This is a genomic window from Achromobacter animicus (assembly GCF_040775605.1).
Classification (GTDB): Bacteria; Pseudomonadota; Gammaproteobacteria; order Burkholderiales; family Burkholderiaceae_B; genus Achromobacter; species Achromobacter animicus.
The window spans coordinates 1,610,561-1,634,669 of record NZ_JAYGJK010000001.1 but is presented as its reverse complement, the minus strand read 5'-3'; the positions used below and the strand labels follow the sequence as shown (position 1 = coordinate 1,634,669).

At 67.0% G+C, this 24,109-nt stretch carries 19 protein-coding genes; 12 read left to right on the top strand and 7 right to left on the bottom strand.

Translation table 11 applies throughout. The annotated features are described in order from the left end of the window. The first annotated feature begins 223 nt into the window (after nt 1–223). The 11 genes from wecB (at nt 224) to AB3147_RS07245 (ending at nt 15,458) form a co-directional block, all read left to right on the top strand. On the top strand, nt 224–1,381 hold the full coding sequence (gene wecB, locus AB3147_RS07295) for a non-hydrolyzing UDP-N-acetylglucosamine 2-epimerase (RefSeq protein WP_367351653.1): 1,158 nt from the start codon (nt 224–226) through the stop codon (nt 1,379–1,381). A 35-nt stretch (nt 1,382–1,416) separates the two neighbouring features. Further along, a complete protein-coding gene (locus AB3147_RS07290) occupies nt 1,417–3,630 on the top strand; it encodes a cellulose biosynthesis cyclic di-GMP-binding regulatory protein BcsB (RefSeq protein WP_367351652.1) in 2,214 nt (737 codons plus the stop codon). 12 nt (nt 3,631–3,642) lie between these two features. Then, entirely contained in the window at nt 3,643–5,337 is a 1,695-nt protein-coding gene (locus AB3147_RS07285) for a glycosyl transferase family protein (protein ID WP_175122847.1), read from the top strand. Next, complete coding sequence (locus AB3147_RS07280; RefSeq protein ID WP_218345156.1) at nt 5,334–8,078, top strand: NfrA family protein; 2,745 nt, start codon at nt 5,334–5,336, stop codon at nt 8,076–8,078. Before AB3147_RS07285 ends, AB3147_RS07280 begins: the two co-directional genes overlap by 4 nt. Nucleotides 8,079–8,112: 34 nt before the next feature. Continuing rightward, the gene (locus AB3147_RS07275; protein ID WP_367351651.1) at nt 8,113–9,129 is read left to right on the top strand and encodes an alginate O-acetyltransferase AlgX-related protein; all 1,017 of its coding nucleotides are present in this window, start codon (nt 8,113–8,115) and stop codon (nt 9,127–9,129) included. An 88-nt stretch (nt 9,130–9,217) separates the two neighbouring features. Further along, complete coding sequence (locus AB3147_RS07270) at nt 9,218–10,273, top strand: alginate O-acetyltransferase AlgX-related protein (RefSeq protein ID WP_367353523.1); 1,056 nt, start codon at nt 9,218–9,220, stop codon at nt 10,271–10,273. A gap of 9 nt (nt 10,274–10,282) precedes the next feature. Then, nucleotides 10,283–11,863 carry an MBOAT family O-acyltransferase gene (locus AB3147_RS07265; RefSeq protein WP_367351650.1) on the top strand — a complete coding sequence of 527 codons (1,581 nt, stop codon included), beginning with the start codon at nt 10,283–10,285 and terminating at the stop codon, nt 11,861–11,863. A gap of 24 nt (nt 11,864–11,887) precedes the next feature. Then, nucleotides 11,888–12,127 carry an acyl carrier protein gene (locus AB3147_RS07260; RefSeq protein ID WP_175122851.1) on the top strand — a complete coding sequence of 80 codons (240 nt, stop codon included), beginning with the start codon at nt 11,888–11,890 and terminating at the stop codon, nt 12,125–12,127. 25 nt (nt 12,128–12,152) lie between these two features. Further along, nucleotides 12,153–13,646, top strand: coding sequence for an AMP-binding protein (locus AB3147_RS07255; protein ID WP_367351649.1), 1,494 nt, complete (start codon nt 12,153–12,155; stop codon nt 13,644–13,646). Next, nucleotides 13,643–14,317, top strand: a complete 675-nt coding sequence (locus AB3147_RS07250) for an alginate O-acetyltransferase AlgF (RefSeq protein WP_175122853.1) — start codon at nt 13,643–13,645, stop codon at nt 14,315–14,317. Before AB3147_RS07255 ends, AB3147_RS07250 begins: the two co-directional genes overlap by 4 nt. Before the next feature lie 10 nt (nt 14,318–14,327). Further along, nucleotides 14,328–15,458, top strand: coding sequence for an acyl-CoA dehydrogenase family protein (locus tag AB3147_RS07245; protein ID WP_367351648.1), 1,131 nt, complete (start codon nt 14,328–14,330; stop codon nt 15,456–15,458). A 64-nt stretch (nt 15,459–15,522) separates the two neighbouring features. Here the strand turns inward: AB3147_RS07245 and AB3147_RS07240 are convergent, their stop codons facing one another. The 5 genes from AB3147_RS07240 to AB3147_RS07220 form a co-directional block, all read right to left on the bottom strand. Continuing rightward, nucleotides 15,523–16,395 (bottom strand): DUF4434 domain-containing protein, encoded by an 873-nt coding sequence (locus AB3147_RS07240; protein ID WP_367353522.1) that lies wholly within the window; start codon nt 16,393–16,395, stop codon nt 15,523–15,525. A 132-nt stretch (nt 16,396–16,527) separates the two neighbouring features. Beyond that, nucleotides 16,528–16,941, bottom strand: a complete 414-nt coding sequence (locus AB3147_RS07235) for a YidB family protein (protein WP_175122855.1) — start codon at nt 16,939–16,941, stop codon at nt 16,528–16,530. Between the two features lie 141 nt (nt 16,942–17,082). After that, nucleotides 17,083–18,327 (bottom strand): lytic murein transglycosylase, encoded by a 1,245-nt coding sequence (locus AB3147_RS07230; protein ID WP_438861017.1) that lies wholly within the window; start codon nt 18,325–18,327, stop codon nt 17,083–17,085. A gap of 5 nt (nt 18,328–18,332) precedes the next feature. Next, a complete protein-coding gene (locus AB3147_RS07225) occupies nt 18,333–19,049 on the bottom strand; it encodes an MOSC domain-containing protein (RefSeq protein ID WP_367351646.1) in 717 nt (238 codons plus the stop codon). Nucleotides 19,050–19,064: 15 nt separating this feature from the next. Next, entirely contained in the window at nt 19,065–19,889 is an 825-nt protein-coding gene (locus tag AB3147_RS07220; RefSeq protein ID WP_367351645.1) for a ferritin-like domain-containing protein, read from the bottom strand. Nucleotides 19,890–19,985: 96 nt separating this feature from the next. Between AB3147_RS07220 and AB3147_RS07215 the strand changes: the two genes are divergently transcribed. Next, nucleotides 19,986–21,119 carry a GNAT family N-acetyltransferase gene (locus tag AB3147_RS07215; protein ID WP_367351644.1) on the top strand — a complete coding sequence of 378 codons (1,134 nt, stop codon included), beginning with the start codon at nt 19,986–19,988 and terminating at the stop codon, nt 21,117–21,119. 27 nt (nt 21,120–21,146) lie between these two features. On the opposite strand, the gene AB3147_RS07210 is transcribed toward AB3147_RS07215, so the two are convergent. Further along, nucleotides 21,147–21,617, bottom strand: coding sequence for a cyanophycin metabolism-associated DUF1854 family protein (locus AB3147_RS07210; protein ID WP_367351643.1), 471 nt, complete (start codon nt 21,615–21,617; stop codon nt 21,147–21,149). A 21-nt stretch (nt 21,618–21,638) separates the two neighbouring features. Beyond that, nucleotides 21,639–23,924, bottom strand: coding sequence for a cyanophycin metabolism-associated ABC transporter (locus tag AB3147_RS07205; protein ID WP_175122861.1), 2,286 nt, complete (start codon nt 23,922–23,924; stop codon nt 21,639–21,641). Between the last annotated feature and the right edge of the window lie 185 nt (nt 23,925–24,109).

Genomic DNA, 24,109 nt, shown 5'->3' with positions numbered 1-24,109 from the left:
TTTATTGTTTCGTGCTTTATCTTGGCAGTTGTAACGGCCACAGATGAATTGACCCCAAATTCCGGATGAAACCTGCATCTCCCCTGTGATGCGATCGCGCGAAGCGGGGCTTTACCACGCGCCTGATGCCAGGACAGCTCGACATATTCCGACACATATTACGAATGCTTTCAAGACAAAATAGCCGCAAGAAAATGCCACTGGCGCTGGGGGCCACACCGCCATGAAAGTCCTGTCGATTTTTGGCACGCGTCCCGAAGCCATCAAGATGGCTCCGCTGGTTACCGCGTTGCAAAACGAGCCGCAGATCCAGAGCGTGGTCTGCGTAACCGGGCAGCATCGGGAAATGCTGGATCAAGTGCTGGCGCTCTTCGAATTGAAGGCGCAGCACGACCTGGACATCATGGTGCCCAACCAGACGTTGAATGGCCTGTACGCCCGGTTGATCAGCCGCGTGGATGGCGTGCTGGAAGCGGAGAAGCCAGACTGCGTGCTGGTGCATGGCGACACGAGTACCGCGTCGGCGTGTGCGCTGGCCTCGTTCCATCGCCGCGTGCGCATCGGTCACGTCGAGGCCGGGCTGCGCACCGGCAACCTGGCAATGCCGTTTCCCGAGGAAATGAACCGCCGCGTCGTCGACGCAATCGGCGACCTGCTGTTCGCGCCCACCGCGGAGTCGCGCGGCAATCTGTTGCGCGAAAACCTGGCGGGCCGCATCACGGTGACCGGCAACACGGTGATCGACGCCCTGGCGATGACCTGCGCCAAGCTGACCGCCGGCAGCGCGCTGAGCCGCATGCTGCAGACCCGCTACGCATGGCTGGACCCGAACCGCCGGCTGCTGCTGGTGACGGGTCACCGGCGTGAGAGCTTTGGCGAGGGCTTTCGCAACATTTGCGCGGCGCTGGCCGATCTGGCGCGGCGCGCCGACCTGCAGATCGTGTACCCCGTCCACCTGAACCCCCAGGTGCGTGGCGTGGTGATGGCAGAGCTGTCCGGGCTGGCCAACGTGCATTTGATCGACCCGCTGGATTACCTGGATTTCGTGTGGTTCATGCAGCGCGCGCACCTGATCCTGACTGATTCGGGCGGGGTCCAGGAAGAGGCGCCCTATCTGGGCAAGCCGGTGCTGGTGATGCGCGACGTCACCGAGCGGCCCGAAGCGGTGCGGGCCGGCACGGTGGCGCTGGTGGGCACCGATACGCGCCGCATCGTCACCGAAGTGCACCGCCTGCTTGATGACCCCGCGCTGCACAGCGCCTTCTCGCGGCGGATCAATCCGTACGGCGACGGCAAGGCCAGCCAGCGCATTGTCGATGCGCTCTGCGGCCGCGCCGTTTCGGAATTCGCTCCCCACGCTGCCGCCCACTCCTCCCTCTGACTTCTGCCGCGATGCCTATCTTGCCTGGAGCTTTCATGCCCTCCTCCTTACAAGCCTCCGATGTCCGTACGTTGTGCCGCGCCCTGCTCGCGGCGGGGCTGCTGGCGCCGCTGGCCGCGCTGGCCAGTCCGGCCGGCGACGCGCTGCGCCGGCTGCAGAGCGACGACATGGTGACGCGCAGCACCACGCTGGAAGACCTGGGCATCAACGAGCCCGTCGTACTGTCCAACAGCGATGCACGGCAGGAGTTCTATCTGCCGGTGCCGCGTGGTGTGCCGGTCACGGACGCGCGGCTGGATTTCGACGCGCGCTACACCAAGGGCGAGCCGGGCCGGACCAGCATGGTGCTGTGGCTGGATGGCGTGCCGCAAACGGCGCAGCGCGTCGCCGATGGCGAAGGCTCGGCCAGCCGGACGCTCGCCGTCGAACGTCGCACGCGAGAGTCGGGTTTCTTGCGCTTGGGCGTGGACTGGCAATCCGACATCGCGCTGCGCCACTGCGAAAGCAACCGCGCCACGGGCAATGCCCTGACGATCTCGCCGCAGACGCGGCTGAGCTACCGCTATGACGCGTCGGCAATCAACAGCCTTGACGACGCCTGGGGCTCGCTGCCGGGCAAGCCCGTGTTGATGGTCGCCAGCCGCAAGCTGGGCCAGCAGGCCTTCGACAGCGCCTGGCGCCTGGGCGTGGCAATGGAGCGCAGCGGCAAGCGCGTGGCGGTCCGGGCCTTCCCGGCGGTGGGCGAAGCGGTCGACACGCGCGGTCTGCAGGCCCCGGCCGGACTGGGACAGGTGCCGGCGTTTGCCGCGCTGACCGGCAAGGAAACGCACAAGCTCGCCAACCCCGCCGAGATCGGCGCCCTGCTGGTGATGGGCGCGCCGGCCGTCGCCGGAGACGTGGTGATTGCCGATGCCGCGCTCAGCACGAAGTACAACGAAGCGCTGGACGCGTTGCAGGCGCAGCTTGCGTCCGATCCCGATGCGGCGGACGCCTTCAAGGCGTGGCGCCAGCAGCGCATGCCGCTGGCTGGCGCCGGCCTGGCGTCCAAGGAGATCCGCCTGGTGTCGCTGGGCCGCCAGGCGGTGATCGCCGTCGCGGCCGACGCGGGCGCGCAAGGCGCCGGCGTTTTCGACACGTCCTGGCGCCGCATCCTGGCAAGCCTCCAGGTGCAGGTGCAGACCGCCCTCCCCCCGCAGTCCATGCAGGATGGCGGCGTGCGCCTGTCGACGCTGGGCGGCTCGTCGGCGAGCTTTGACGTGGTGGCGCGCGCGGACTGGAACGCGTCGTTTCCGCTGGCCGCCGTAACCACCGACGGCCGCGTGCCGGATGAACTGATCATGGACGTGGCGGCCGCGCCCGGGGCCTCGTCCACGCGCCCGGTGGCGTCCATCTTCTGGAACGGCATCCTGTTGGGCGCCAAGCAGCTGGAGGCCGACGGCCGGCCCGAGCGGCTGACGGCGCGGGTGCCCGGCTATGCGCTGGGCGTGACGAACGCGGTGCGCGTGACCTTCCAGCGCCAGCCCGTGTCGGTGGACTGCAACGAGATTCCGCAGGGCTATCCCGTGAACGTGCTGCCGACCAGCTACGTGAAGCCCGGCAAGGCGCAGCCCGACGGCACGTTCGTGGGACTCTTGCCGCTGATGGCGGGGTCACCGCAGGTGCTGATTCCGGACAGCTATCTGGCCGACGCGCCCGACAACATCAAGCGCGTCATCGGCATCGCCGCGGCCAGCGGCGTGTCGGCCACGCGTGCCGAGTTGTCGGTGTCGCCCGCCGGCCAGGCCGTCAAACCGGCCCGCGCGTTCCTGGCGATGGAGTTGCCGGTCGACGGCGCCAAGCCCGCCGTTCAGGTCAATGAACGCAAGCAGCTCAAGGTGGCCGGCAAGGACACGACGTTGCTGGACATCTCGGGGCTGACGCAACTGAGCACCGCGGAAGTCGTCAGCGCGGGCGGCCAGGAGGGCGTGCTGTGGCACACGCTGGGCGAGCAGCCCGGCATGACCGATGCGCCGTTTGTGCTGAATCGCGGCAACATCGCGATCATCGGCGCGGCGGGGCCTGTTGCGTGGATCGACAGCGCCAACCCCGACGCGAGCCACCCGCCGGGCGCGGGGGAAAGCGCCTTCTTCGAATGGCGGCGCTACATCTCGTGGAGCGTGCCGGCCATCAGCATCAGCCTGCTGGTGCTGCTGCTTTTCCTGATCTTCGCCATGCGCGTCGCCCGCAGGAAACGCAAGGATCCCCATTAAGGCCACGGCGTCATGTCCTCGCTCTACTGGCCCTACCTGATCGCGGATTACTACCGCGGACTGGAGGTTGTGACCGCCGTCGTCGGCGTGATCATCCTCCTGTCCAGCCTGGATGACCTGTTCATCGACGGCTGGTACTGGGTGCGCGAGCTGTGGCGGTCGCTGACCATCAAGCGCCGCTACACGCCGCTGACCGCCGCGCAGCTTCGCGCCAAGGAAGAGCAGCCGCTTGCGATCATGGTGCCGGCCTGGCTGGAGTACGACGTGATCGCGTCCATGCTCGAGACGATGGTGTCGACGCTGGAATACAAGAACTACATGATCTTTGCCGGCACCTACCAGAACGACGAGCGCACGATCAACGAAGTGGAACGGATGCGGCGGCGCTACCGGCAGCTGGTCCGTGTGGAGGTGCCGCATGATGGTCCGACCTGCAAGGCCGATTGCCTGAACTGGATCGTGCAGGCGATCTTCGCGCAGGACGCCAAGCAGCCCGTGCCCTTTGCCGGCGTGATCCTGCATGACAGCGAAGACGTGCTGCATCCGCTGGAGCTGAAGTACTACAACTACCTGCTGCCGCGCATCGACTTCATCCAGCTGCCGGTGACGTCGCTGGAACGCCATTGGTACGAGCTGGTGGCCGGCACCTACATGGACGAGTTTGCCGAATGGCACACCAAGGACCTGGTGGTGCGCGAGAGCCTGTCGAAGATGGTGCCGTCGGCGGGCGTGGGTACGTGCTTTTCGCGCCGCGCGCTGGTGGAGCTGGCGGCCGAGACGAACAATCAGCCGTTCAACACCGACACGCTGACCGAGGACTACGACATCGGCGCGCGTCTGGCCCAGCGCGGCATGCGCCAGATCTTCGGCAAGTTCCCGGTCGAGTACGTGACGCGGCGCCAATCGTGGTTCGGCCTGGGCAAGGAACAGGTCGCACATCTGCGCATGCCGCTGGGCGTGCGAGAGTACTTTCCCAACACCTTCCGCACCGCGTACCGGCAAAAGGCGCGCTGGACGCTGGGCATCGGGCTACAGGGCTGGCAGCAGGTGGGTTGGACGGGGTCACTCGCGACCAAGTATCTGCTCTTTCGCGATCGCAAGGGACTGGTGACGTCCTTCATCGCCATCCTGGCCTATGTGCTGCTGGCCAATTTCTTCGTCTTCTATCTGGCCGACCTGTTTGGCTGGTGGACGGTGTACTACCCGTCGTACTTCCGGCCCGGCGGCTGGCTGGTGACGCTGATGTGGGCCAATGCCGTCGCCCTGCTGCTGCGCGTGGTGCAGCGCGCTTACTTCGTCGGCCGCATGTATGGCTGGGAGCACGCGCTGCTGTCGATTCCGCGGATGATCGTCGGCAATTTCATCAACGCCATGGCGGCGGCCCGGGCGTGGCGTCTGTTCATCGGCCATCTGATCACGGGCAAGCGGCTGGCGTGGGACAAGACAATGCACGACTTCCCGTCCACGGATCAGTTGGCGCAGCAGCGCCAGCGCCTGGGCGAGCTGCTGCTGTCGTGGCAGGCCATCGACCAGACCACGCTGGAGCAGGCCCTGGAAATCCAGGCGCGCGAGAAAAAGCCGCTGGGCCAGATCCTGACGGAACAGGGCTGGCTGGACGAAGGCACGCTGACCGAAGCCATCCAATTCCAACAGGCCGGACAAGGCGAGCCCCCGGCCGCGCCCGCCACCAAACCTTCACCCCCATGATGTCCTTTCCTCGCTCGCTCGTTCTGTCCGCGGCCCTCGCCTGCGCCTGGGCCGCAGCGCCTGTTGGGGCGCAAACGCAGCCTGGGGCCGAAGCGCCGCTGGAAGGCGCGGCGTGGCAGTTTGCCGACGAGGGCTACAAGAACTACGACGCCGGCAACTACGCGCTGGCGCAGCAGCAGGCGGAATCGGCCATCGTGCTGCGCCCGGACGTGGAGCGCCTGCGCCTCTTGCTGATCTACGCGCTGCAAAAGCAGGGCAAGCTTGCCGAAGCCGACAAGGCCGCAGCCGACGCCATCGCCAGCGGGCTGGACTCGCCGGCCCTGCGCCAAGCGCGCGCCAACCTGCGCCCTGCCGCCGCCACCCGGCCTGGCACCCAGCCCGCGGCCTCGCCTGCCACGCCCCGGGCCAGCAGTGCCTACCAGCGCGGCTTTCCCATCGCCACCCGCGCCTATGCCGATTACAACCGCGCGGACTATCCCGCAGCCGAGCGCGGCGCCGAACGCGCGTTCCGGATTGATCCCAAACAGGGCGCATGGGCCATGCTGTGGCTCGATGCGCTGGAAGCGCAGGGCAAGTACGCCGAGGCCGAAGCTGCCGCGGCCAAGGCCGTGTCGCTGGGCGCGCCAAACGGCAACGACCTGGCCGCGCGGCAGCAGACGCTCAAGCGCCGGATGGCAGTCAAGCCGGCCGAGGAAGGCTATCAGGCGCTGATCGCCAACCGCCCCGGCGACGCCGTGCCTCTGGCGCGGCAGGCCGTCGCGCTGGCGCCCGAAAGTCCCAGCCATCGCCTGCTCCTCATCACGGCCCTCATGCTGGACAACCAGCTCGCCGCCGCCGAGGAAGCCGCCACGGACGCCATGCGGCAGGACGATGAGAACACCGTTGCGCTACTGATGCGTGGCTACCTGCGGCAGCGTCAGGGCATGACGCAGGAGGCGGACGCGGATTTCGATGCGGCGCTCAAGCAGGACTGGCTGGACGACGAACAGCGGCGCAACGTGCGCCTGATCGCGGCCGACGCCGCCCTGGCCGCGGGCGAAAACGCGCGCGCGCTGGCGCTGGTTGAGCCGCTGGGCAGCAAGGATGAAGCCGCGGCGCAGCGCATCAAGCGCGCGAGCGCCCGCCCGGCCATCCCCGCCACGCTGACGCTGGCGAACTATCCCGCGCCGGTGCAGGACTGCCGCGACACGCCCTACGGCACCTCGTGCGAACTGCTGCCGTCCGATGCCGCAGGCAGCGGCGGCCCTGCGTCACTGGCCTATGCCGCGTACGCGCGCGAGGATTACCAGGAAGCCATCAGCCAGGCGCGCAAGGCGGCCGAGCAGGATCCCGCCAACAAGGAGTACCAGCGCCTGCTGACCACCACGCTGGCGGCCGGGAACGCCGCGCAACTGGCCGAGGCCAACACGCGCATGAGCGCCGCGCTGGCCGCGCAGCCCGACGACCCTACGCTGCTGATGCAGCGCGGCTACCTGCACCAGCGCATGCGTCAGCCCAAGCTGGCGCTGCAGGACTTCCAGGCGGCGCGCGCCACCGGCAAGGCGCCGCCGACCGTGATCCTGGATGAAGGCTATGCGCTGGCCGGCGTCGGGGACAAGCGCGGCGCGGTGGATCGCCTGAAGGAGGCGATCGACGAGAACGACGCCGGCAAACTCGAGCTCACGCCGCAGCAGCGCTTTGACACGCGCAACGCCGTCGGCGGGCTGTCGCGCGAATGGGGCGGGTACTTTTCCGCGGGCTACCGCGGGGCACGGCCTGCATCCTCGGGATTGGGCGGCGCGGCCATCACCGTGCCAGGCGACGCCGTGTTCAGCACCGCCGAGATCTTCTGGCGGCCGTCGGACTTCCTGAATTCCTCGACGCGGACCTTTGAACTGTACGGACGCCTGTCGAACACGCTGTACGACAAGGGCGGCCGTACCGCGAGCCAGACGGTGTCCGACCCGTGCGGCGGAACCGTCGACATCGACAGCGCCACCAACCAGGGCATATCCGGCATCCCCACCACGATCGGCTCGCTGGGCATGCGCTTTACGCCGTCCACCGAAGTGGGCGTGACGTTCGGGCTGGAACGCCAGTTCAATCTGGGCAGCGCCACGCGCCGGGGCACGTTCAGTCCGGACCCGGCGGCCCTGCGCTGCGCCCTGAACCGCGACAACCAGACCGCGCATTACCAGACGGACGCCGGCAGCGGCGGCTGGCTCGCGTATGTGACCTACGGCCTGTACGAAGGCACGACGCTGCGCATCGACCGCCCCGACTGGTTCACGATGGAAGGCTATGTGCAGGCCGGCTATTCCTGGCAGGACATGCCGGCCAAGTTCTGGCTGCGCGACAACGCGACGGGCGTCGACGGCGAGAAGTCGTCGGGCCGGCTGAAACGCGACCAGGCGTTCGGCGCCGGCGAACTGCGCGTGGGCCGCAGCTATCGCGTGGACGCCATCAGCGAACGGCTGGTGTTCTTTCCCTATGCGGTCATCGGCGCGGACTGGCTGTGGAACAAGAACCGTGTCACCGGCTTTGACATCGATGGTTCGGATTCCTACCGGCTGCTGGGCGACACCACCTCGTGGTCCATGGGCGCCGGCCCCGGCTTCAACCTGCGCTACTGGTTCCGCGAAGGCCACTACACCGCACCCATGTCCTACCTGGATCTGACGACGCAATACCGCTTCAACATCGGCGGCGGGCAGGCCGATCGGGCCAAAGGCCTGTTCATCAACCTGACCCTGTCGTACTGACGGCACGCCGATCCGCAATACAAGGAGTTCACCCATGCACACCGCAACCCGTCTTCCGAAACGCACCCTGCCGGGCCTTTCCGGCCCGCTGGCCCGCGCGCTGGCATCGGCCGCCCTGATGGCGGCGTGCGCCACCGCGGCGCAGGCGCAGCAGGCCTCGTCCATCGTGATTCAGGGTAAGGACAACTGGCTCTTTCCTGGCTGGGGCAGCCTGACGCAGGTGGATGTGCGCGGCATCGACGCGTCCACGCAGTTGGTGCGCGAGACGCGTGACGCGCTGGCGGCCAAGGGCATCCAGCTTGAGGTGCTGGTGCTGCCGGACAAGACGCTTTTCTATCAGGACAAGCTGCCGGACGGCAAAGCGCTCAGCGCCGACGTTAAGAAGCGTTATCAGACCATCCAGGACAAGCTAAAGCAGGCCGGCGTCGCGACCATCGACGACGAGGCCGTGCTGCAGCGGGTCAAGAGCAGCGGCCAGGAAGTCTTTTACCGCACCGACCAGCACTGGACGCAGGCTGCCGCGGATGCCACCGCCGATGCGCTGGCGCAGCGCATCAAGCAGGACGTGAAGACGCTGGCCGGCAAGCCCGGCACCGGCATGGCGCTGGGCAGCGTGGTCAACGAGCGCCGCTATGGCGACCTGGCCGAGCTTTTCCTCACGCCGGACCAGCGCAAGCAGGCGGGCCGCGAGACCTTCACGGTGCGGCGCCAATCCGATAGCCAGAGCCTCGTGGACGACACGCCGGCGCCCGTGCACGTCACCGGCCACAGCATGGTGCAGCCCTACTTCGGGTTTCCGCAGAAGCTGTCCAACGCGCTGGACCGTCCGGTTTCCGTCAACTGGAAGCCCGGCAACGTGGGTCACTGGGTGATGCTGCTGGAGTATCTGGAATCGCCCGCCTTCAAGCAGAACAAGCCGCAGGTGCTGGTCTGGCAGATGTTCGAACCCACCTACGCGCAGGGACCGGAGGCCCGCGGCCTGTGGGACAACGCGTCCATCATGAGCGCCGACACCTGGCGTTCGCGCATGAAAGCGGCTATCGGGAAGTAGGCACGTGAGTACGCCGGACAAGTCGCACGCCGCCGGAGGCCGGGGCACCGGAAGTCCCGGCGGCGACCGCCCGGACGCCAACCATCGGCTGACCGCCTGGGTGGTCGCCGTGCTGCTGGCCGTCGGCCTGGGCTGGGGCGGGTGGCGGTTGGCGCAGGCGCGCGTCGGCGCCGTCGCGATGTCACCGTCAGCGTGGCTGGATGGCTCGGCGGGCGCCGCGTTGAACAAGGCGCTGGCGTTGCCGCGCCAGGCCGACGTCGACACCTGGAATGCCGCGCTGCGCTATCGATTGTTCGGCGACCTGGGCGAGCAGGTCGCGATGGGCTGCCCTGGCTGGCTGTTCTACCGCGACGGATTGCGGCCGCCGCCCGGCGTGCACGTCTTCGACAAACGCCTGCGCCTGATGCGGCATTGGGTGCGCGAACTGCGCGCCAAGCAGGTGCAGGTGCTGGTGGTCGCGGTGCCGGACAAGTCGCGCATCGAGTCCGCCCAGCTTTGCGGCCTGCCCGTGTCGCAACCGATGCGCCAGACGCTGGACACCTGGCAGGCGGCGCTGCGCGCGGACGGCGTGCCCTTCGTCGACCTGCGCGACGCGCTGATGGCGGCCCCCGCGCCCCGCTTTTTCCGTACGGACGTGCACATGAATGCGCAAGGTGCGCAGGCGGCAGCCGCGCGCGTGGCCGAAGCGGCGTTGCCGCTTTTGAACGGCAAGGGGACGCAGGCGTTCAAGACGGAACCGGCCTCTGCGCCCCAGCCGCGCATGGGCGACCTGATCGTGCTGGCAGGCCTGGAGCAGGCGCCGGCCGGATGGCGGCCGGATCTGGAGCAGGTGTCGGAGGCAAAGATCGAACCCGTGCGCAGCGGCGGCCTCCTGGACGAGCCGCCCCCGGTAGAGGTGCTGCTGGCGGGCACCTCCAACGGCCGCCGCAGCCAGTTCGGGGAGCGCCTGGGCATGGGCCTGGGCCGAGAGGTCTGGAACATGAGTCTGGACGGCGGACAGTTCTCGGGCGCGCTGACGATGGCGCTGGGACAGCGCGCGCAATGGCCCGCCAGCCTGAAGCTCGTGATCTGGGAGTTCTCGGAAAACGCCCTGTCGCTGCCGCTGACCGCGGACGAACAAGCCCTGCTGGCGCGCATCCCGTAGCGAACCAAGATGCTATTCAACTCCTACCTGTTCCTGTTCATCTTCCTGCCCGTGACGCTGGCGGTGTACTACGCGCTGGGAAGGCTGAACGTGCGGCTGGCGGCCCTGTGGCTGTGCCTGACCTCGCTGGTCTTCTACGGCTGGTGGAATCCGCAGTTCGTCGTGCTGCTGGCCGGCTCCATCGCCTTCAATTACCTGGTCAGCCAGTTGATCCTGCACAATGCCGCGCGCCCCCGGCTGCAGGGCCTGATCGTGGGACTGGGCGTGGGCGCCGACCTGGCGCTGCTGTTTCACTACAAGTACTTCGTGACGCTGCTGAACTTCCTGAACGATCTGGGCATGACGGCGGCAACCGCGGACGACATCATTCTGCCGCTGGGTATTTCGTTCTTTACGTTCACGCAGATCGGTTATCTGCTGGACTGCAAGGCGGGGGTCGTGAAAGAGCGCAGCCTGCTGAGCTACGTGCTGTTCGTGACGTTCTTTCCGCACCTGATCGCCGGCCCGATCCTGCATCACAAGGAAATGATGCCGCAGTTCGCGCAGCCGGAGAATTACCGCTTCAAGGCCGAGAACCTGTCGGTGGGCGCGATCCTGTTCGTGATCGGGCTGGCCAAGAAGGTGCTGCTGGCCGATGGCATCGCGCCGTACGCCGACGCGGGGTTCGCGGCGCCGGGTGAGCTGCAGTTCTTCGGATCATGGGGCGCAAGCCTTTGCTATGCGCTCCAGCTTTACTTTGATTTCTCGGGCTATTCGGACATGGCGCTGGGCCTGGCGAAGATGTTCGGCATCCGCTTCCCGCTGAATTTCAACTCGCCCTACAAGGCAGGCAACATCATCGAATTCTGGGCGCGCTGGCACATGACGCTGACGCGCTACATCACCGCATATCTGTATTACCCGGTGGCGGTGGCGGTGAACAAGTGGCGCACGAACCGCAACCTGCCGGTGGGCTCGGCCGGGCTGAAGACGCTGGGCGGCTTTGCCGGCAGCATCGCGCTGCCCACGCTGTTCACGATGACGCTGGCGGGCGTGTGGCACGGCGCCGGCTTTCAGTTCGTGGTGTTCGGGCTGCTGCACGCCATGTATTTGTCGGTGAACCATGCCTGGCGCATCTTCGTCGTGGGCCGCAAGCCCGCCGCCGCGCGCAACACGAATGCCGCCACGCGCGCGCTGTGCGTGCTGATCACGTTTGTCGCGGTGCTGGTGGCGCAGGCGTTCTTCCGCGCCCACGGCGTGGGCGACGCGATGCTGCTGGTGCAGGGCATGACGGGCGCGCGCGGCATCGAGCCGCTGGATATGTCCGCGCATGTCGCCGGTCTGGCCTTTGGCGACGCCTGGCGCGTCATCGCCGGCCACCACATGCAGCTCATCTATGCCGTCGTGCTGCTGGGCATCGCGTGGTTCGCGCCCAATTCGCACCAGATACTGGGCCGCTGGTCGCCCGCCCTGTTCAAGCCGAGCGAGGCCCCGCAGACGTTCATGCGCTGGCGTCCCAACGTCGCGTGGCTGGCGGTCATGCTCGTGCTGCTGGCCTTCTGCCTGGTGAACCTGCACAAGGAAGCCCGGTTTCTCTATTTCCAATTCTGATCCCACGGGGTCGCGGAGCAAGACATGGACATCAACGCTATCGAAGCCAAAGTGGCGCAACTCGTCGAAGACATCATCCTCACGCAGGTGGATCCCGATACGCTGCTGATCGAATCGGGGCTGGTCGACTCGCTGGCCGCTGTCGACGTGGCGCTGGCGGTCGAGCGCGAATTCGGCTGCAAGATCCCGCCCACCGAGATCGACGTGCATCTGGAATCGGTGCATACGCTGGCCGCCTTCATCGCGGAACGCCGCGGCGCCTGACGCGCAGCCACGGGAGGGCAGGACCATGCGCTTCGACTTCACCACATTCGATTTCGCGGACACGCAGACTGACGCCGACGCGATCGCGGTCGTGGACGCGCGCGGGGCCACGTCGTGGCGCGCGCTGCGTGCCGCCACCGAGGCCTGGGTACAGGAAGCGCGGGACGCGGGCGCGCGACCCGATACGCCGCTGGTGATTTCCGGCCACAAGGAGACGGCGTTTCTGGTGGCGATACTGGGCTGCCTGCGGTTGGGCGTGCCCTTCGTGCCGGTGGATGTCATCAACCCGCCCGAGCGTATCGCACGCATCGGCGAACTGGTGCGCGCGGACCTGCGCTACGACGCGCAGGCCGCGCAATTCGTTTCCACGGGCGGTGAGGCCGTGCCGCTGGAAGAGAAAAGTCTGGCCTACATCATGTTCACGTCGGGCAGCACCGGCGATCCGAAAGGCGTGCAGATCGGCCGCGAAAGCATCGGCCTCTTTGCCGGATGGATCCGCGACTGCCTCGCGCTGGGCGCGGCGCCGGTCTTCATGGACCAGATGCTGTTCAGCTTCGACTTTTCGCTGTTCAACTGGGTGGGCGCGCTGACGCTGGGCGGCACCTGCGTGCTGTGCCCGCGCGAGACCATCGCGCAGCGTGACGCCTTTGTGCAGTATCTGGCCAGCAGCCGCATCAGCGTCTGGGCCTCCACGCCTTCCTTCGTGCGGCAGCAATTGTTCAACCCTGAGTTCAACCACGCCCACCTGCCCGATCTGCGCGTCTTCGTGTTCGGCGCCGAATCGCTGACGCCCGCACTGGCCGAAGAACTGTGGCAGCGCTTTCCGCAGGCGCGCATTGTCAACTCCTACGGCCCGACCGAAGCGACGTGCTCGACCACCTGGGTTGAGATCGACCCGGCGTTGCGCGCGGCGGCGCCCAATCCATTTCCCATTGGCCGCGCCAAGCCCTATGCCGAGGTCTTCATCGAAAACGGCGAGATCAGCATCGCGGGCGACCACGTCATGCGCGGCTACCTGAACCGCCCCGACCTGAACGCCACGCGCATGTTCACGCGCCACGGCAAGCGCGGGTATCGCAGCGGCGACCTGGGCGAGATCGACGCGCAGGGGCTCGTCACCTTCCGCGGCCGCATCGACGATCAGATCAAGCTGCATGGTTATCGCATCGAACTGGCGGAGATCGACGCGGCCATCGCCGCCCTGCCTGGCGTGCGTGCCGGCGCCACGGTGGCGCTGCGGCGGCCCGACGGCGCTATCGTCAGGCTGATCGGCTTTGTCGAACCCGCCGCAAACGGCCAGCGTACGCACTCCCCTGCCGCCGGCTTGCAGCCGCTGCCCGCTGATCTGACAGACTGGAAGGTCACGCTGGGCCGGCGTTTGCCGCCGTACATGATTCCGTCAGAACTGGTGGCCTGCCCGCACTTTCCCACCACCAGCACGGACAAGGCGGACCGCAAGCAGCTCGAACGCCTGTATCTTGAAACGCGCCTCAGCAAGAAACCGGAGCCGCAAACATGACTCGCACAACTTTTCGTCTCGCCCTCGCCCTGACGCTGGCGGCCTGCTCCGCCAGCGCCGCCGCCGAAGGCGTGCTGGCGCAACTGTATGCCGCCCGCCCGCCGGCGGGTTCCTCGTTCGTGCGGGTGGTCAATCCGCACGTGAACCCGCTGCAGGCGCAGGTCGCCCAAGGTCCGGTCCAGGAGATCGGACCGGACCGGCAGGCCACCACCTACGCCATCGTGAAGGGCAATCAGCCCTTCGACGTGCGCATCGACGGCAAGCTTGCCGGCACGCTGCAGGTGGCGCCCGATACGTTCAGCACGCTGGTGCCGCGGCGTGACGGCGGCAGGCTGTCGTTCAGCGTCATCGACGACAACGCCGGCGCGCAGGACGCGCTGAAGGCCGAGCTGCGCTTCTACAACCTGGCGACGGATTGCCCCGCCGGGCAGTTGTCCGTCAGTCCGTCGGGCCCGGTTCTGTTCAAGGACGTCGAGCCCGGCGCGTCCGCCGCGCGCGCGATCAATCCGGTCAGCGCGACGCTGGCCGCCGGCTGCGGCACGGCCGCGTCGCAGGCGCTGCCGCTGCCGGCCTTGCAGCCGGGCGACCACTACAGCCTGTTTCTGACCGGGACGCCCGAGGCCCCCGTGCTGCGTGGCCAGACCAGCGGCACGGACGCGTACAAGAAATAGGGAGGCCATCATGCGCCGCGTTTTCCGGGACGACCACGAACTTTTCCGCGACCAGGTCAAGCGCTTCATCGAGAGCGAGATCGCGCCCCGCTATGCCGAATGGGAAGACGCCGGCGTGACCCCGCGGGCGCTGTGGCGGCGGGCCGGCGACGAGGGGCTGCTCAATTGCGCGCTGCCGGATCCTTATGGCGCGGGCGGCGACTTCGGGCATTCGGCCGTGGTGATCGAGGAGCTGGCCCGCGCCAATTTCCTGGGCATCGGCTTTTCGATCCACTCCGACATGGTCGCGCCGTATCTGCTGAACGTCGGCACCGACGCGCAGAAACAGCGCTGGCTGCCCGCCATGACGCGCGGCGAGACCATCGGCGCCATCGCGCTGACCGAGCCAGACGCAGGCAGTGACCTGAAGGCCGTGCGCACGCGCGCGCGGCGCGATGGCGAACACTTCGTGCTCAATGGTCAGAAGACCTTCATCACCAACGGCGTGAACGCGGGCCTGGCCATCGTACTGGCCAGCACCGATCCCGATCTGGGTGCGCGCGGGCTGTCGCTGTTCTGCGTCGAGGAAAACCTGCCGGGTTACACGAAGGGCGCGCCCCTGCACAAGATCGGCCAGCACAGCCAGGACACCTGCGAACTGTTTTTCAACGACGTGCGCCTGCCTGCCGACTGCCTGTTGGGTCCGCTGAACAATGCGTTCGAGATCATGACGCGCGAGCTGGCGCGCGAACGCCTGGCGATCGCGCTGCGCGCAGCGGCGTCGCAGGAAGGCATGCTGGATCAGGCGGCGCAGTACACGCGCGATCGCAAAGTGTTCGGGCGCCGCGTGATCGACTACCAAAACACGCGCTTCAAGCTGGCGAATGCGCGCGCGCAGAGCACCATGCTGCGCGTCTTCCTGGACGATTGCCTGGCGCGCATGATGGAAGGCGAGCTGGATGCAACGACGGCGGCCATCGCCAAGCTCAATGCGACGGAAATGCAGGGCCGCATTCTGGACGATCTGCTGCAGCTTTATGGCGGCTACGGCTACATGGCGGAATACGGCATCGGCCGCGCGTGGGCCGACGCGCGCGCATTGCGCATCTTCGGCGGCACCAACGAAGTCATGCTGGAAATCATCGGCCGCAGCTTCAACTGACGCGGCGCGCCTGACGCCGCGCATCCCAGAGGCGCACTGCAGGGCCGCGCAGCCAAAGCAACCTTCAGAGCCGGGCGTCCATCCACGCCTGCATCAGCGCGCGCGCCTCCGGCGTGTCGTCGATGACCCACGGGTCCAGCGCAAAGGCCACGATGCGCTTGGCGCCGTAGCCGCGCGCCACCTCCCACTGCTCACGCACCCGCTCAAAATCGGCGGACCGCGCCTTGAAGGTCGAGCCATCGGTGGCGCCCGACGGCAGTTCCTCGAACAGTTCCAGGATCAGGTCGAAAGACGCGTGGCGCGCCAGCAGCATGTCGTGCAGCGGTTCCAGCGCCCGCAGGTTCTCCAACCCGGCCACGCCGACGCCGTCCTGGATCATGGGGTGTATGCCCACGTGGTCCAGAACATGGCTCCACAACTTCACCAATGACCCGTCGCCCGGCAGGCGGCTGTGATACGTCGAGATGCACGGCACGCTGCTGCTGGTCTCTTGCGCCGCGCGCGACAACGCGTCCAGCCATGGCACCAGCAGCGCCTGCCGTTCGGCGGACGCCCAGTTGTACTGTTCCAGTTCGTACGGCAGATACCATCCGCGGAACGCGCGCCGCTGATTCCAGCCGGACTCCCGCATGTACGCGGCGCCGCGTTCGCGCGTCTGGTCCAGAAAGGCGGCCAGCGCGGGCGTGTCGGCGCGGGCCAGCACGTCCCACCAGCGCTGGTCGTACGGCAGGCCCACGTGGATGCCAATGCCCTGGTGCGCGGCTTCGTCGAACAGGGTCGCAAGAAGCGCCCCGGGGGCCATCCAGTCGTCCGGCCGCCCGCCTTCCAGTCCGGTCCATTGCAGGAAGATCTCGCGGCAGCCCAGCCGCCGGAAGCTGCGCAGCCGCTGGCGCCAGTCTTCGGGCGTCAGGTCCGCGTGGCTGCGCCAGAGCTGCAGGAAGGTGGCGTTCAGGGAAAGCGGCGGCGAACATGCCGCCAGCGGCGCCAGGGCGCTTAACGCCAGCGCCTGAAAGAGGCGCCGGCGCAGGGGGGATTTGAGCTGCGGGGGTATCAGGGGACTGCCCAGCCTTTATCCGCGGTTGCCGAACATGCCGGACAGCGAGCCCAGCAGATCGGCGGGGTTGAATGGCTGGCCGGGCTGCACCGCGCCTTCCGGCGTGGCCTTGTCGACCAGTTGCGGCAGCAGGGCCGACAGCGAATCCAGCACGGAAGTGGTGTCCTGCCCCGTCTTGGCCGCCAGTTCGTTCACGACGCCGGGATCCAGCACGGAACCGAGCTGGTCAGGGCTGACGGGCAGATTCTGCCCCGTGCCCACCCAGGACGCCACCACTTCGCCCAGCCCGCCCTTCTGAAAACTGGCGATCAGACCGGTCAGACCGCCCGGGTATTTGTTCAGTTGCTCGATCAGCGCGGGCAGCAGCGAGGCCGAACCGCCCTGCTGACCACCGCCGGCCATCGAGGCCAAAGTGTCCAATAGACTCATTGCCGCGCTCCTGAAAAAGTCGGGAAATCAGTATAGGCCGATGAAAAGCGCGGTGCGCGGCAATGCTGTTGCCGCCCGCGACGACTTTGCAAAAGTTGTAAATCGCGCGGGCGGCTCATGCTTTTGGATAGGGCTTTCGGTTCATCCCTTCGGCGTGGCTGTCGACGTCCTGAGCGCCTTAAGTGCCTTCTGGCCGGCGCGTCCGTCTGGCGGCAGGCCGAGTTCGCGTTGGGCGGCCTGCAAGGCCTGGCGCGTGCGAGCGCCGATCATGCCGTCGGGCTCGCCCAGTTCATAGCCCCGCGCGATCAGCAGGCGCTGCAGTTCGCGCCTTTCGGCGCGCGACAGCCCGGGATCATCCGTGGGCCAGGCCTGGGTCAGCGGGCCGCCGCCGCGCAGGCGGTCGGACAGATGCGCAATGGCCAGCGCATAACTTTCGGCGGCGTTGTAGGAATACAGGGCATCGAAATTGCGCGTCACCAGAAACGCCGGACCGTTGCGGCCCGCCGGCAGCAGCAGACCGGCCGGCGTATCGCCGCCTGGCAGCGCCTGTCCATCGGCGCGCGTCACGCCCTGTTTCACCCACGACGACATGGGCCGCTTGTTCTTGCGGCCCGCGCCGGACGTGTCCAGCTTCGCGGGCAACCTGACCTCGTAGCCCCACGCCAGCGCCGGATTCCAGCCCGCGCGCTTCAGGAAATTCGCCGTGGACGCCAGCGCGTCCGGCACGCTGTCGACCAGATCGCGCCTGCCGTCGCCGTCAAAGTCCACCGCCAGCCGCAGATAGGTCGACGGCATGAACTGCGTCTGGCCAAACGCGCCGGCCCACGAGCCAACCAGGCGCTCTGGTGCGATGTGTTCGTCCTGGATGATCTTCAGCGTGGAGAAGAATTCGCCCCGGAAATACGCCTGGCGCCGGCCATAGCACGACAACGTCGACAAGGACGTCAGCAGCGGCCGTCCGCCCAGCGTGCGGCCGAAGTTGCTTTCCACGCCCCACACCGCGGCAATCGTGGCCGGGTCCACGCCGTAACGCTGCGACGCCCGGTCCAGTTCGGCCTGCCACCGCGCCATGCCGGCCTTTCCATCTGCCACGCGTTCGTCGTCCACCAGGCCCGCCATGTAGTCCCAGATGGGCGTCTTGAACTCCGGCTGCGCGTCCAGCAGGTCGATCACCGCCATGTCGGGTGAGAGGTTTGCCGTGTGCGTGTCGAACGTCGCCGCCGACACGCCGGCCTTCAAGGCGGGCGCGCGCAACTGCGACAGGCAGGCGGCAAAGTCGCCGGCGGCCAGCGCCGCAGGCGCGGGCAGGATCAGCGCGGCGGTCGTGATCGCGGCGGCGGTCAACGCGCGAGTTACAGCAGTGTTCGACCGCGAGCGGCGCAACAGGGATTTCATGCTTGGGATTCCTTGGGAGGTGCGATGGCGGCATCGCCTTGCAGGCGCCGCGTCCAGTCTTCGACTTCGCCGGCGCGCACGCGCTTTTCAAAGAGCGCGCGCCAGTTGGGCGACAGCTCGGGCAGCGCCGCCAGCGCATGCAACACGTCAGGGTCCAGCACGCGTCGGTTCAGGATGTCCTGCACGCGCGCCAGCGACCACTGCGGATGCTGGCGCTTTTGCAGCGTCAGCGAGTCGCCGGGCGCCAGCCAGCCGGTTTGCAGCACGCGGTAATACCAGCCCGTCATGCCGCTGGCCTGCACCTGCGCGGCCATGCCCTTGTGCTGGAAACGGTGATCCAGCTTCCAGCACGGCTGGCGCGCCTGCGATACCTGGATCAACGCGGTGCCCGCGCGATAGACGTCGCCCACGCACACGTCGCTTTCGGTCAGGCCGGTGGTGGAAAGGTTTTCGCCGAAGGCGCCCGGTGCGCGCAGCACCGCGCGTTCGCCCAGCGTCTGCAGCCAGGCGGGATAGTGGTCGCGCGCGTAGTGGTGCAGCGCCTTCTCCGGCCCGCCGTGAAAGCGCCGGTCCGCCTGCGCGTCGCCGTCCAGTCCTTCCAGACCGAGCCAGCGCCGCTCGGCGACCGGGTGCTTGTCGATGCCGCTGTCGCGCCCCGAATCGCCCAGCGGCCGCACCGCGCCCGTCAGCAGCGCGTCGATTGTGATGTCCATTTTCCCGTCGTCCCTTCAGCCGGCCTGCAGCGCGGCAAGCTCGTCGTCGTCGAATCCGGCGGCGCGCCGCGCCTCCAGGTTGAAAGGGCCGCGCAGGCGCGGCGCCTGATAGCGCGCCGCCAGTTCGGCATAGCAGGCCACCGGCTCCTTGCCCGCCTGCGCGCACTGCTGCTTGTACCAGTGGTTGCCGATGGCGACGTGGCCGATCTCGTCGCGCAGGATGATGTCGACGATGGCGGCGCTTTGCGCGTCGCCCGCGCCCGCCAGCTTGTTGCGGATCATCGGCGACGCATCCAGGCCGCGCGCTTCCAGCGTGCGTGGCACGAGGGCCAGGCGCGCCAGCAGGTCGTCCTGCGTGCGCTCGGCCATATCCCACAATCCGTTGTGCGCGGGAAAGTCGCCGTAGGCATAGCCCAGGGTGTCCAGGCGCTGACGCAGCAGGTCGAAATGCAGCGCTTCTTCGCGCGCCACGCGCAGCCAGTCGCGGTAGAACGCCTCGGGCATGCCTGCAAACCGCCACATGATGTCCAGCGCAAGGTTCACGGCGTTGAATTCGATGTGGGCCAGCGCGTGCAGGAGCGCTGCCCTGCCTTCCGGCGTGGCCATGGACCGCTGTCTGACCTCGCCCGGCGCGACCAGTTCGGGCCTTGCGGGGCGGCCGGGCAGTCCCGAGACGGGCGCAAGAACGCGCTCGCAATCCAGCCGGGCGTCGTCGGCGATGGCGCGCACGCGCGCCAGCTTGTCGGGCCATGCCGTGGCGGCAAGCGCCGCCAGCGCCTGCTCGCGCATGCCGTGCGCATCGTCATCCTGCCCGCCGGGGGCAGTCTTGCTGCTGTCCATATTGCCGTCCTTCCCGGGCGCCGCGTGGACGCCTCAAATCCCTGTCGTTGCCATGGCTTGCACGCCATGCGCTGCCGAAGACTTTATCATTCGCGGATGGATCCCCTGCGCCTTACCTTGGAAACCGATCTGTCCCGCATCGACGCCCGGCAATGGGACGCGCTGGCCGGAGACCAACCCTTTCTGCGGCACGCCTTTCTGCTTGCCCTGCACGACACGGGCTGCGCGTCGCGACAGACGGGTTGGGCGCCGCATTTCATGGCGCTGTGGCGCGACGATGTGCTGGCAGGCGCGGTGCCGCTTTACCTGAAGTCGCATTCGCGCGGCGAGTACGTGTTCGATTACGCGTGGGCCGACGCCTTCCAGCGGCACGGCATGCGCTACTACCCCAAGCTGTTGTCGGCCATTCCGTTCACGCCGGTCACCGGCCCGCGGCTGCTGGCCGCCAACGACGAAGACCGCGCAACGCTGGTGCGCGGCCTGGTGGCGTTTGCCGAAGAGGTCAACGTGTCGTCGTTGCACCTGCTGTTTCCGGCCGACGCCGACGTGCGCGCGCTGCGCGAGGCGGGCTTCATGATCCGCGAGAGCGTACAGTTCCACTGGACCAACGCGGGCTACGCCGACTTCGACGCATTCCTGGCCACCATGAGCCATGACAAGCGCAAGAAGATCCGCCAGGACCGCAAGAAGGTCGCCGCCGCGGGCCTCACCTTCCGCTGGCTGCGCGGCGCCGAGATCGGCGCGGAGGAACTGGAATTCTTCTACGGCTGCTATTGCCGCACTTACTTCGACCACGGCAACCCGCCCTATCTGAGCCGCGAGTTCTTCGAACAGGCATACCGCGACCAGCCCGATGCTTTCGTGTTGATCCTGGCCGAACGCGACGGCGTGCCGGTCGCGTCGGCGCTCAACCTGGCGGGCGGCGACGCGTTATATGGCCGGTATTGGGGCGCGACGGAATACGTACCGGGGCTGCACTTCGAGACCTGCTACATGCAGTCCATCGCCTATTGCATCGCGCATGGCATTGCGCGCTTCGAGGGCGGCGCGCAGGGCGAACACAAGCTGGCGCGCGGTTTGCTGCCCACGCCGACGTGGTCAGCGCACTGGGTGGCGCATCCGGGGTTCGCCGAGGCGATCCAGAACTTCCTGGATGAGGAAACCGCCGCGGTGACGGACTATCTGGGGGAACTGGAATCGCACACGCCGTTCAAGGGGCGGGGTGTCTGACACCGGCGTTGTACGACCGCCTTGCCGTCAGAGAAAGCGGTCCAGCAACTTGCGGCTGTGCTTGTCCAGCGACTGGATGTCGCGCACCAGATAGAAGATGCCGTGGTTGTCGGCGATCAGCAGCGTCTGGGCGGACAGGCGGCGGATGTCTTCTTCGCCGCGTAGCGTGAACGACGTTGGACCGCGGTCGGTATCCACCTTCCAGACGCTGGGCGTGGCGTAGGTGGACACGCTGGACAGCTTGCGGATTTCGGGCATGAACTCGCGGCTGGCGAGTTCTTCTTCGATCAGCGCACGCGGCTCGACGGGGACGTCGGACAGATGTTCGATCCACAGCAGCTCGTGCCCGTCGCTGGTCACCAGCGACAGGCCGCGGCCGGCCTCGCTGATCGGGAAGGCGCGCACCGGGATGACACCTTCGTGCGATTCGCCGTCGGCCGACTGGAACTCCAGGCGTCCGAAGGCATTGCGGCGCAATTGAAAGAACGGCAAGGTCATGGCGAGAGTTCCGTTTCCGCATCAGGCCACGGCGGCCATGTCTTCGCTGCCCGACGCCTGGGCGTCGGCTTCCGCCTGGCGCGCCTGCGCCTGATACAGGCGATAGTAGGCGCCCTCGCGGGCCATCAGTTCTTCGTGCGGCCCCTGCTCCACGATCTGGCCGCGGTCCAGGACCACCAGCCGGTCGGCCTTGCGCAGCGTGCTCAGGCGGTGCGCAATCGCGATGGTGGTGCGGCCGCGGACCAGGTTGTCCAGGGCCTTCTGAATTTCTTTCTCGGTCGTGGTGTCCACCGACGACGTCGCTTCATCAAGAATCAGGATGCGCGGGTCGATCAACAGGGCGCGCGCAATCGAGATGCGCTGGCGTTCGCCGCCGGACAAGGCCTGGCCGCGCTCGCCCACCAGCGAGTCGTAGCCGTGCGGCAGGCGCAGGATGAATTCGTGCGCATGCGCGGCGCGCGCCGCAGCCACGATCTCGTCGCGCGTGGCGTCCGGCCTGCCGTAAGCGATGTTCTCGGCAATGGTGCCAAAGAACAGGAACGGCTCCTGCAGCACCAGCCCGATATTGCGCCGGTAGTCGGCCACGCGGACCGAACGGATGTCCGCGCCATCCACCATCACGGCGCCTTCGGATACGTCGTAGAAACGGCAGATCAGGTTGATCAGCGTGCTCTTGCCCGAACCGCTGTGGCCCACGAGCCCGATCATTTCGCCCGGGGCGATCGTCAGATTCAACCCGCGGATGACCTGGCGGTTGCCGTAGCGAAAGCCCACGTCGCGCAGTTCGATGCGGCCGTTGATATGCGGCAGCTTGGCGGGGTTTTGGGGTTCCGGCACGCTGGACACGTGGTCCAGGATGTCGAAGATACGCTTGGCGCCAGCGGCAGCCTTCTGCGTGACCGACACGATGCGGCTCATGGAATCCAGGCGCATGTAGAAGCGCCCGATATACGCCAGGAACGCGGCCAGCACACCCACGGTGATCTGCTTTTGCGACACCTGCCAGATGCCGAAGATCCACACCACCAACAGGCCAACTTCAGTCAGCAGCGTGACCGTCGGCGAGAACAGCGACCACGTCGTGTTGACGCGATCGTTCACTTCCAGGTTGCGGTTGTTGGCTTCGCGGAAACGCGCGACCTCGCGCTTTTCCTGCGCAAATGCCTTGACCACGCGAATGCCGGGAATGGTGTCGGCCAGCACGTTCGTGATCTCGGACCAGATGCGGTCGACCTTTTCGAAGCCGTGCCGCAAGCGGTCGCGCACCGCGTGGATCATCCAGATGATGAACGGCAGCGGCACCAGCGTGACCAGCGCAAGCCACGGATTGATGCTGATCAGAATGACCGCCGTCATGGCGATCATGAGAATGTCGGTGGCGAAGTCCAGCAGGTGCAGCGACAGGAATACGCAGATGCGGTCGGTTTCGCTACCAATGCGCGAAATCAGATCGCCGGTGCGCTTGCCGCCGAAATACTCAAGCGACAGTTGCTGCAGGTGCGCGTAAGTGGTGGTGCGCAGATCCGCGCCGATGCGTTCGCTGACCCACGCCAGAATATACGTGCGCGCCCAACCCAGCCCCCACGCCAGAATGGCCGATCCCAACAGGCCGCCCAGATAAAGCCGCACGAGGCTGTAATCAATGGGCGCACCGTTCTGGAACGGGATCAGCACATCGTCCATCAACGGCATCGTCAGGTACGGCGGCACCAGCGTGGCCGCGGTGCCGAGCAGCGTCAGCAGAAACCCGGCAAACAGCGGACCGCGGTAAGGCCGCGCAAAACGCCACAGCCGCAAGAGCGCCCAGGTGGTCGACGGCGCGGCCTGTTCCTGATTGCACGTCGGGCATTCTTCCTCGCCCGCGGGAATGACGTTATTACAGATCGTGCAGGTGCGTTCTTCCAGCGCTTCGGCCGGCTTGCCCGACAGACGAATCGACTGCTGCGTTTCAAACTGGGCCAACAGCCGCAGCGCCGCGGGATTGCAAGCCAGCGTGAATCGCCAGACGCCCAGACGGCCGGTGTCGTCGTGCAGCTCCAGCACGGCGGCGCCGGCATGATCGCTAAGGGATAGCTTCAATTGAGGGCCGTATGGCCAGGATTCCCAACCGGAATCGTCGGGAAGGCGGGCGATCAGCCGTTTATCGGTCACGGCGACCAGACCCGGCTGGAATTTCAAACGCTGATCGAGGTCTATTTCGACCCAGGCCAGAAGGGTTTCGTCATCCGCCACTTCGGTGCGGATTTCATCCCGCCAGCGGGCAGGAAATGCGTCGGCAAGGCCGGAAAGCAGGTGTGGTTTTTTCATTGGAACGCATACCGGGCCAGGACTCTGCCCTACTAGGCGGCAACCGGTTTGACGCCATCGGCGGCAAACGTGTCCCTTCCTTACAACACAACGAGTTCACGCCATGAAGGCGTCGTATAGTATCAGCCGATTTTTCTAATTAGGAACATCTGGGATCCCCCACTCGTTGGCATTATTCTTAAGGC